Origin of the sequence: Streptomyces himastatinicus ATCC 53653, assembly GCF_000158915.1 — a bacterium.
GTDB lineage: Bacteria > Actinomycetota > Actinomycetes > Streptomycetales > Streptomycetaceae > Streptomyces > Streptomyces himastatinicus.
Genome location: NZ_GG657754.1, coordinates 567,787 through 579,520 on the forward strand (window position 1 = coordinate 567,787; position 11,734 = coordinate 579,520).

Below are 11,734 nucleotides of genomic sequence, written 5' to 3' on the forward strand. Positions count from 1 at the left end.
CCGGCCGTCCCCGGCCAGCCCGCCCTGACGGGCGAACTCCACGAAGATGCCTGGCGTGGCCATCACGGTGGCGCCCCCGGCGAGTGCCATCTCGCACTCGCCCGCGCGCAGCGCCTGGCACGCCAGGTGCAGGGCGACCGACGCGGACGAGCACGCCGTGTCCACCGACACCGCCGGGCCCTCCAGGCCCAGCACGTACGACAACCGGCCCGATGCGACGCTCGGCGTGCTGCCGGTGAGCAGATACCCCTCGGTCTCCGTATCCGGGTCGTCCTCCTGGCCACTGGCGTAGCCGTTGGCCGACACACCCGCGAACACGCCGGTCTGGGAACCGCGCAGGGACAACGGGTCGATGCCCGCCCGTTCCAGGGCCTCCCACGAGGTCTCCAGCAACAGCCGCTGCTGCGGATCCATCGCCAGCGCCTCACGCGGGGAGATCCCGAACAGCTCCGCATCGAACTCCGTGGCGTCCTCGACGAAACCCCCGACGGCCGCGATGTCGTCCAGCACCCGCGTGTCCCAGCCACGGTCCACCGGCAGCGGCGACATCCCGTCACCACCGGAATCCACCAACTCCCACAGCGTCTCCGGCGACGTCACACCACCCGGGTAACGGCAGCCCATGCCAACGATCGCGACCGGCTCATCGACAGCGCCCGCACGCACAGCGGGGCGATCTTCCACCGCCTGCTCCTCGACCACGCCGAGCAGTTCCTCACGCAGATACCCGGCGAGGGAAGCAGGCGTGGGATGGTCGAAGACGATCGTGGCGGGCAGTTGCAGGGCAGTGGCGGAGCCGAGCCGGTTGCGCAGGTCCACCGCGGTCAGCGAGTCGAAACCCAGATCCTTGAACGCCCTGGTTGGGTCGACTGCCGCGGCGGAAGCATGTCCGAGTACCCCGGCGACCGACGTCTGCACCAGATCCATCAGCATGCGTTCCTGCTCATCCGCGGACAGCCCGAGCAGACGCCGGGCCAGCGCGCTGCCACTGCCAGTGGCGGACCGGCCTGCGGTGCGGCGCTGCTGCGGGGCGGCCGGGACCAGCGCCTGCAGCACACCCGGCAGACTGTCCCGGATCCCAGCCAGAGACGCGGTCCGCAACGCGACCGGCACCGCAACGGGCTCATTGACCTGCAAAGCGGTATCCAGCAGCGCGAGCCCGTCCCGCGTGGACAGCGGCGGGAACCCCTGACGCCGAAGACGATCCACGTCCGCTACACCCAGACGACCCCCCATACCCTCGGCCTGCTCCCACATCCCCCACGCCAACGACACACCAGCCAGCCCCTGCGCCCGCCGCGACACCGCCAACGCATCCAACACCGCATTACCCGCCGCATACGCCGACTGACCCGCACTCCCCACCACACCCGCGAAAGAGGAGAACAACACGAACGCATCCAGATCACGGTCAGCCGTCAACTCGTGCAAATGCACCGCCGACTCCGCCTTCGCCGCAAGCACCCGACCCAACCGCTCCGGCGTCAAATCAGCGACCAACCCGTCATCCAGCACACCAGCGGCATGCACAACGCCCATAAGCGGTGCATCCTCCGGCACCGCATCCAGCACACCAGCCAACGCCGCCCGATCACTCACATCACAAGCAGCAATCGCCACCCGCGCACCCAGCCCGACCAGCTCATCACGCAACTCCTCCGCACCCGGCGCCCCGACACCACGCCGCGAAAGCAGCAGCAGATCACGAACACCATGCACGACCACCAGATGCCGAGCCACCACCGCACCCAAACCACCCGTACCACCAGTGACCAGCACCGTGCCACCCTCACGCCACGGAGCAGGAACGGTGAGCACGACCTTCCCGACATGCTTGGCCTGCCCCAGGAACCGCAACGCCTCCGGAGCCCGCGCGATGTCCCACGCCGTGACCGGAATCGGCCGCAGCGCACCGCTCTCGAACAACTCCAGCAGCGCCCCCAGCATCTCCCCGATCCGCTCAGGACCCGCATCCATCACGTCAAACGCCTGATACGAGACACCCGGATACGCGGCGGCGACCTCGTCCGCGTCGCGGATATCGGTCTTGCCCATCTCCACGAACCGGCCACCCGGCCGCGTCAACCGCAACGACGCATCCACGAACTCCCCCGCCAGGCAATCCAGTACGACATGCACCCCAGCGCCCTCAGTCGCCCGAGAGAAGACCTGCTCGAACTCCGTCGTACGCGACGAAGCAATACGATCGGCCGCAACATCCAGCCCGCGAAGAGTCGGCCACTTGGCCTGACTCGCCGTCGCGAACACCTCCGCACCCAGATGCTGAGCCAACTGCACCGCCGCCATACCCACACCGCCGGCAGCGGCATGAACCAACACCGACTCACCCGCCCCCAGCCCCGCCAGATCCACCAACGCGTAATACGCCGTCAGGAACACCACCGGCACCGACGCCGCCTGCTCGAACGACCAACCACTCGGCATACGCACCAACATCCGCGCATCCGCCACCGCCGACGGCCCGAACCCGCCGTCCAGCAGACCCATCACCCGGTCACCCACAGCGAAGTCCGCCACCCCAGGACCGACCTCCACCACAACCCCGGCACCTTCATGCCCGAGCCGACCAGCGTCCCCCGGATACATGCCCAGCACATTCAGCACATCACGGAAATTGACCCCCGCCGCACGCACACCAACCCGCACCTGACCGGGGCCCAGCGCCCGGGGTTCCTCCGGCACCAGCGCGACACCGTCCAACTGGCCCTTGGCCACCATGTCCAACCGCCATGCCGAACCCACACCCACCGGAGGCTCCAACACCCCACCCGAAGCCATCCGCACCAGCCGCGGCAACCACACCGCACCCCCGCGCACCGCAAACTGCCCCTCCCCCAGAGCCCCGGCAAGCGCCTGGAAAGAAGCCTCCTCCCCATCGACATCAGCCAGTACGAACCGGCCCGGATGCTCACTGATCGCCGAACGCACCAGACCCCACACCCCAGCACCCGCGAGATCCAGCACATCGCGAGCACCATCCTCGGCCGAGGCCACCTCCACCGCACCCGACGTCAACACCACCAGGCGTGCCTTCGCAAAACGCTCCTCAGCCAACCACCCACGCACCACACCCAGAACACCCGCCACCACATCACCGACACCGGCGCCACCACACGCCACCGGAAGCACGACCGTCTCAGGCACCGTGGCACCACCATCAACAGCGGCGACCAAACCCGCAAGACCGTCGTAGGAGGTCACCGGAACACCGGCACCCTGCCACCCATGCGACTCGACATCACCAAGCACCGCCCAACCTGCAGACTCCCCACAGTCCTCGGACCGCGCCACCGGCGCAGGAAACCACTCCAGCCGGAACAGACTCTCCGCCGTGGCAGAGGCGGACGCGCTCAGCTCGGTGACCGAGACCGGGCGCAGCACCAGCGACGCCACCTCGGCGACCGGGTCACCTGCGGCATCGGCCACCCGCAGCGCCACCTCACCTGTGCCTCGTGGAGACAGACGTACCCGCACGGCGGAGGCGCCCACGGCGGACAGCGACACACCCGACCACATGAATGGCAGCAAAAGCCGTGTCCGCACCGGCATCCGGTTCCTGGAGTCCCAGGGCGTGCAGCACCGTGTCCAGCAGCGCCGGATGCAAACCGAACCCGGCCCCGTCCTCCGCGACCGCCTCCGGCAGAGCGGCCTCCACCAACAGGTCCTCGCCCTGCTTCCACACCTCCCGCAGACCACGGAACGCCGGACCATACGCCAACCCCGCACCCGACAACCGCTCATACAACCCATCCACCACAACCGCCTCCGCACCCACCGGCGGCCACACCCGCAAATCCCACCCACCAGCAGGAACCCCAGCAACAAGAACACCCGTAGCATGCACAGTCCACGGCTGCTCGGCACCCGCCTCCTCCGGGCGCGAGTAAACCCACAGCGCCCGACGGCCGTCCTCGGCGCCGTCGATGCTCAGCTGCACCTGAACAGCACCGTCCTCCGGAAGGACCAACGGCGCCTGCAAGGTCAACTCCTCCACCCGGTCACACCCGACCCGGTCACCCGCCTGCACCGCAAGCTCAACGAACGCAGTGCCCGGCACCAACACCGAACCCGCCACCACATGATCAGCCAGCCACGGATGCGACCGCACCGACAACCGCGACGTCAACAACACCGCATCCGAACCCGCGACCGACACCGCCGCACCCAACAACGGATGCTCCGCGACGCCCAGGCCCAGCCCCCGCGCGTCAGTGACCGGCCGCGCGGCATCCAGCCAGTACCGCTGCCGCTGGAAGGCGTACGTCGGCAGATCCACCCGTCGCGCACCGGTCCCGGCGAACATGGCGGGCCAGTCGACCTGCGAGCCGCGTACGAACATCTCCGCGACCGCCGACAGGACGGTCTCGGGCTCGCCGCGCCCCTTCCGCAATGTCGACGCCACCATACTGTCGACGGCGGTCTGGGCCAGCGCGGTCAGCACCGGGTCGGGTCCGATCTCCAGGAGCCGGGTTACGCCCTGTTCGGTCGTGGTGGTCTCCAGAGCCCGGTGGAACCGGACCGGCTCGTGGATCTGGCGCACCCAGTACTCCGGGGTCGCCCAGTCCGCCGCGCCGACCAGTTGCCCGCTGACCGTGCTGACGGCCGGAAGCACCGGCTGCCGGTAGGCGACACCCGCAGCGATCTCGGCGAACTCCGCCAGCATCGGCTCCATCAACGGCGAGTGGAAGGCATGGCTCACCCGCAGCCGCGACACCCGCCGACCCCGCTCCCGCGCGACCGCCATCACCCGCTCGACCGCGTCCTCGTCGCCGGAGACGACCACCGCGGTCGGCCCGTTGACCGCCGCGACCGTGGCCCGCTCCCCTTCAGGAACCCCGCCGAGGATGTCGGTGACCTCGGACTCGGTGCCCTCGACCGCCGCCATCGCACCACCCGAAGGCAGCCCCTGCATCAACCGCGCACGACCCGCCACCAACCGCGCGGCATCCCCCAGCCCGAACACACCCGCCACATACGCCGCGACGAACTCGCCGATCGAGTGGCCCAGCACCACATCCGGACCCATGCCCCACGACCGCAGCAACTCCACCAACGCCACCTGCACCGCGAACAACGCCGACTGCGCATACCCGGTCCCCTCCAGCAGAACCGCCTCCGCCGAACCCTCCGCCGCGAACAACACCTCCCGCACCGGAACGCCGAAGCCCGGCCCGCCCGCCAGCTCGGCTTCCAGGTGGCCGCACACCTCATCCAGGACCCGCGCGAACACCGGGAACCGGTCGTACAGCCCACGGCCCATACCCAGTCGCTGGCTGCCCTGACCGGTGAACATCCAACCCGTTCGGCCGTCGGTCACCGCGCCGGATATCACGGCGTCGCCACCGGCCGGGTCTGTCAGGCCGGTCAGCGGCGCCGCCCCGTCCGTGCCCAGCACCACGGTCCGGTGCTCCAGGACCGCCCGCGTAGTCGCCAACGAGAAGCCGACGTCGACCGGGGAGTGGTCCCGCTCGCCGAGGAAGGCCGCCAGGCGTTCGGTCTGTGCCCGCACCGATTGGGCGTTCCGGCCGGACAGCACCCACGGCACCACCGGCATCGCCGACAGGTCCGTCGTGGCCTCGCCAGAGGCGGTGCCGTTCTCTTGGCCGTCACCGTCACCACTGTCACCGCCTGACGCGGCAGGAGGTTCCTCGAGGATGACATGGGCGTTGGTACCACTGATACCGAACGAAGAAATCCCCGCGCGACGAGGATGGTCGGCGCGGGGCCAGGGGCGTTCTTCGGTCAGCAGGCGCACCGAGCCCGCGTCCCAGTCGACGTGCGACGAGGGCTCACCCACGTGCAGGGTCCGGGGCAGTTCCCCGGCGCGCAGGGCCATCACCATCTTGATGACGCCGGCGACGCCTGCGGCGGCCTGGGTGTGTCCGAAGTTCGACTTCACCGAGCCCAGCCACAGCGGCTCGGCGCCCTCGCGCCCCTGGCCGTAGGTCGCGAGCAGCGCCTGGGCTTCGATGGGATCGCCGAGCCGGGTTCCGGTGCCGTGCGCCTCGACGACGTCCACTTCGGACGCCGGGATCCGCGCGGCCTTCAACGCCTGGCGGATCACGCGCTGCTGCGACGGACCGTTCGGCGCGCTCAGCCCGTTCGAGGCGCCGTCCTGGTTGACGGCGCTGCCGCTGATCACCGCGAGCACCTGGTGGCCCAGCCGCTGTGCCTCGGACAGCCGCTCCAGTACGAGCACGCCGGCGCCCTCGGCCCAGGCGGTGCCGTCCGCGGCCTCCGCGAACGGCTTGCACCGGCCGTCGGCAGCGAGGCCACGCTGCCGGGAGAACTCCACGAACGTCGTCGGGGCGGCCATCACGGTGACGCCACCGGCGAGCGCGATCCCGCACTCGCCGGTCCGTAGCGCGTGGCAGGCAAGGTGCAGGGAGACCAGCGAGGATGAGCAGGCGGTGTCGAGTGTCACCGCGGGCCCCTCGAACCCGAACACGTACGAGATGCGGCCGGAGAAGACGCTGCCCGCGTTGCCGTTGGCGAGGAAGCCCTCGACGTCCTTGGGCACGCCGCTCAGGCGCGACGCGTAGTCGTGGTACATCAGGCCCGCGAAGACGCCGGTAGCCGAGCCGCGCAGCGAGTGGGGGTTGATCCCCGCCCGTTCCAGGGCCTCCCACGAGGTCTCCAGCAGCAGCCGCTGCTGCGGGTCCATGGCGAGGGCCTCGCGCGGGGAGATGCCGAACAACTCGGCGTCGAACTCAGCCGCGTCGTGCAGAAACCCGCCCTCGTGTACGTGCGAGGTGCCCGGGCGGTCCGTGTCGGGGTCGAAGAGGGTCTCGAGGTCCCAGCCGCGATCGGTGGGGAACGGGGTGATCCCGTCCCCCGCCGAGCTGACCAGCTGCCACAGATCCTCCGGCGAGGCCACCCCGCCCGGGTACCGGCATCCCATGCCCACGATCGCGATGGGCTCGTGGGCTTTCGCTTCGGCTTCACTCAGGCGAAGGTGAGCATCCCGAGCATCGGCGATCGCGCGCTTGAGATATTCCCGGAGCTTGTCTTCGTTCGCCATGCGTTCCTTATCCTTCAGATAGAGTTGAAGCCTGAGCCAGGGGGCTCAGTTCGCCCATGGCTTGCTGTCCATCAGCGAGAACAGCTCGTCGTCGGTCGCGTCCTCGATCCCCTCGGCGCCCGCCCGGATCTCCGGGCCGCCGTCGCTCTCGGCCCATACAGCCAGCAGCCTCTGTAGCTTGCTGCCGACTTCGGCGCGGACGGCCTCATCGGTGGGCACCGTCTCGGCAAGAACCGACTGGAGTTTTTCGAGTTCCCCGAAGAGGTATCCGGCGCCACCGTCGTCCTCCGGCACCAACTCCGCCCGCAGGTAGTCCCGCAGGGACAGGACCGTCGGGTGATCGAAGATGATGGTGGCGGGCAGCTGCAGGGCGGTGGCGGAGCTGAGCCGGTTGCGCAGGTCCACCGCGGTCAGCGAGTCGAAGCCGAGTTCCTTGAACGCGCGCGTCGGATCGATCGATCCGGGCGAGGTGTATCCGAGGACGGCGGCGACAGAAGTCTGCACGATGTCGAGCAGCATCCGGTCCCGCTCGGCGGGCGAAAGCTCCTTCAGGCGGTGGGCCAGCCCCGAGTCGTCGGCGGCCGCGGCACGGCCGAAGGAGCGCCGCTGCTCGGTGGCCGGCGCAAGGTCGCGCAACACGCTGGGCAGCGTGTCCCGCTGCCCGGCGAACGCACTGGTCCGCAGCGCGACCGGCAACGCGACCGGCTCGTTGACCTGCAATGCGGTATCCAGCAGCGCGAGCCCGTCCCGCGTGGACAGCGGCGGGAACCCCTGACGCCGAAGACGGTCCACGTCCGCTACACCCAGACGACCCCCCATACCCTCGGCCTGCTCCCACATCCCCCACGCCAACGACACACCAGCCAGCCCCTGCGCCCGCCGCGACACCGCCAACGCATCCAACACCGCATTACCCGCCGCATACGCCGACTGACCCGCACTCCCCACCACACCCGCAAAAGAGGAGAACAACACGAACGCGTCAAGATCACCCTCAGCCGTCAACTCGTGCAGATGCACCGCCGACTCCGCCTTCGCCGCAAGCACCCGAGCCAACCGCTCCGGCGTCAGATCAGCGACCACCCCGTCATCCAGCACACCAGCGGTGTGCACGATGCCCGTAAGGGGCGCATCCTCCGGCACCGTATCGAGGACACCAGCCAACGCCGCCCGATCACTCACATCACAAGCAGCAATCGTCACCCGCGCACCCAGCCCGGCCAACTCATCACGCAACTCCTCCGCACCCGGCGCCCCGACACCACGCCGCGAAAGCAGCAGCAGATCACGAACACCATGCACGACCACCAGATGCCGAGCCACCACCGCACCCAAACCACCCGTACCACCAGTGACCAGCACCGTGCCCTTGTCCCAGCGTGTCGCCGGGACGTCCTCGTCCGCGGCGGGAACGGTCATCCGTACGATCCGGGGCAGGCGGACCCGCCCATCGCGCACCGCGAACTGGCTCTCGTCGGATTCGGCCGCGTACGCCGCCAGAGCCCGGTAGGAGTCCGGCTCGCCATCCACATCGGCCAGCGCGAATCGGCCCGGGTGCTCGCTGATCGCCGACCGCACCAAACCCCACACGCCCGCACTCGCGAGATCCAGCTCACTCGCGTCGGCGGCAGCATCCAGCGCGACCGCACCCGTGGTCGACACCACCAGGCGCGAATCCTCCAGACACTTCTCAGCCAGCCACGTCCGCATCGCCGCCAGCACACCAGCAACCCCACCAATGAGATCACCAGGATTCGCCACCACCGGCAGGACCACCGTGCCGGGAACCGAAGCGCCCCCGGCCACGGCAGCGGTCAGCGCTCCCAAGTCCTGGTAGTTCGTCACCGCGACACCGGCGGCACGCCACCCGTCCTCGGCCTGCGCATCCGTGCCGAGGACGGCCCAGTCGCCGAGGTCGCCCGGCTCGGCCGGAGCCGGCGCGGAAACCCAGTCCAGCCGGAACAGATCCTCCATGGGCGCAGAACCCGCCCGGGCGAGGTCTGCTGCGGTAACCGGTCGCAGCACCAGCGAGTCGATGTCGGCCACCGGCTGACCAGCGGCGTCGGCCACGCGCAGCCTGTACTCGCCGGATCCTCGCGGTGACAGTCGCACCCGTACGGCCGAGACACCGACGGCGGACAGCGACACGCCGGACCAGAGGAACGGCAGCATCGCGCCCTCAACCTCCGGAGTCTGGAGCCCGAGCGCGTGCAGCACCGTGTCCAGCAGCGCCGGATGCACACCATACGCCGACGCCTCCGCAGCCACCTCCTCCGGCAAGGCCGCCTCCACGAACACCTCGCCGCCACTCACCCACACGTCCCGCAAGCCCCGGAACGCCGACCCGTAGACCAACCCCGCACCGGCCAGCCGCTCATACAGCCCCTCCAGCGCAACCGGTTCCGCACCGGCAGGCGGCCACACACTCAGATCCCAGTCGGCGACGACAGGCTCGGCCGTGACAGTGCCAGTGGCGTGCAACGTCCACGGCCGGTCGGCCGAGGCACCGTCCGGGCGCGAGTACACGCGCAGCGAACGCCGCTCCTCGCCGGGCTCCGGCGCGTCAATGCCGAGCTGCACCTGAACAGCGCCGTCCTCCGGAAGGACCAGCGGCGCCTGCAAGGTCAGCTCCTCCACACGGTCACACCCGACCCGGTCACCCGCCTGCACCGCAAGCTCAACGAAGGCCGTACCCGGCACCAACACCGAACCCGCCACCACGTGATCAGCCAGCCACGGATGCGACCGCACCGACAACCGCGACGTCAACAGCACCGCATCCGAACCCGCCACCGCAACCGAAGCACCCAACAACGGATGCCCCGCCACACCCAGACCCAAGCCGCTCGCATCGATACCCGGCCGGACAGCCCCCATCCAAAAACGCTGCCGCTGAAACGCATACGTCGGCAGATCCACTCGCCGCGCAACGGTCCCGGCGAAGACGGCGGACCAGTCCACCTTGCCGCCCCGTACGAACATCTCGGCCACGGCGGTCAGCACGGTCTCGGCCTCGTCGCGCCCCTTGCGCAGCACCGAAACCGCAGTGGACCCTTCGGACCGCGCGAGCGCGGTCAGCACGGGGTCCGCACCGATTTCGAGCAGTCGGGTTGCGCCCTGCTCGCCGACGGCGGTCCGGAGCGCTTCATGGAAGCGGACCGGCTCGCGCACCTGGCGGACCCAGTAGGCGGGGGTCGTCCAGTCAGGATCTGCGAGCGGTTGACCGGTGACGGTGCTGACCGCTGTGAGCACCGGCTGCCGGTAGGTGACCCTCGCGGCGATGTCGGCGAACTCCGCGAGCATCGGCTCCATCAACGGCGAGTGGAAAGCGTGGCTGACGCGCAGCCGCGACACTCGACCGCCCCGCTCCCGCGCCACCGCCATCACCCGCTCGACCACGTCCTCGTCACCGGACACCACCACCGACGTGGGGCCGTTCACCGCCGCGACCGTGGCCCGCTCCCCTTCAGCAAGCCCGCCGAGGATGTCGGTGACCTCGGACTCGGCGCCCTCGAGCGCCGCCATCGCACCACCCGAAGGCAGCCCCTGCATCAACCGCGCACGACCCGCCACCAACCGCGCGGCATCCCCCAGCCCGAACACACCCGCCACATACGCCGCCACGAACTCACCCACCGAATGGCCCAGCACCACATCCGGCACCACACCCCACGACCGCAGCAACTCCACCAACGCCACCTGCACCGCGAACAACGCCGACTGCGCATACCCGGTCCCCTCCAGCAGAGCCGCCTCCGCCGAACCCTCCGCCGCGAACAACACCTCCCGCACCGGAACGCCGAAGCCCGGCCCACCCGCCAACTCGGCGTCCAGATGTCCACACGCCTCGTCCAGGACCCGCGCGAACACCGGGAACTGGCCGTACAGCTCGCGGCCCATGCCGGGCCGCTGGCTGCCCTGGCCGGTGAACATCCACGCTGTACGCCCCTCGGCCGCCACACCGGACACCACGGAGGCATCACCATCGGCCAGCGCGGCCACGCCCGAGTGCAGGGTGGCGAAGTCGGTGCCGAGCACCACTGCCCGGTGTTCCAGCGCCGCGCGGGTCGTCGCCAAAGACCACCCGATATCGGCGGGCGCGGCGTCCTGCTCGTCGAGGAAGGCCGCCAGCTGCCCAGCCTGCGCGCGCAAGGCTTCCGCGGTCCGGCCGGAGAGCACCCACGGCACGACGGCCGGCTCCGCGGTCGGCCGCTCGCCGCCCATGGCCGGTTCGATCGCGGGAGCTTCCTCGGCCTCCTCGATGATGACGTGCGCGTTGGTCCCACTGATGCCGAACGACGAGACACCCGCCCGACGTGGCCGCTCACCGCGCGGCCACGCACGGGCCTCGGTCAGCAGCTCGACCGCACCGGAGCCCCAATCGACATGCGACGAGGGTTCGTCCGCGTGCAGCGTTCGCGGCAGCCGCTGCTCGCGCAGCGCCATCACCATCTTGATCAGCCCGGCCGCGCCGGCCGCGGCCTGACTGTGCCCGATGTTCGACTTCACCGAGCCCAGCCACAGCGGCTCGGCGCCATCGCGCCCCTGCCCGTAGGTCGCGAGCAGCGCCTGCGCCTCGATCGGGTCGCCGAGCGTGGTACCGGTGCCGTGCGCCTCGACCGCGTCCACGTCGGACGGCGATATCCGCGCGGCGGCGAGCGCCTGCCGGATCACCCGCTGCTGCGACGGACC

General features: G+C 70.0%; 3 protein-coding genes. All 3 read right to left on the reverse strand.

What is annotated here, in order from left to right; genetic code table 11:
• Positions 1-3,570 (reverse strand): SDR family NAD(P)-dependent oxidoreductase (locus SSOG_RS53120; protein ID WP_425385403.1); only part of this gene is annotated, 3,570 nt, incomplete at its 3' end.
• A complete protein-coding gene (locus SSOG_RS02360; protein WP_425385458.1) occupies positions 3,461-7,060 on the reverse strand; it encodes a type I polyketide synthase in 3,600 nt (1,199 codons plus the stop codon). The genes SSOG_RS53120 and SSOG_RS02360, both read right to left, overlap by 110 nt.
• 27 nt (positions 7,061-7,087) lie before the next feature.
• Positions 7,088-11,716 carry a type I polyketide synthase gene (locus SSOG_RS02365; protein ID WP_009712595.1) on the reverse strand — a complete coding sequence of 1,543 codons (4,629 nt, stop codon included), beginning with the start codon at positions 11,714-11,716 and terminating at the stop codon, positions 7,088-7,090.
• Between the last annotated feature and the right edge of the window lie 18 nt (positions 11,717-11,734).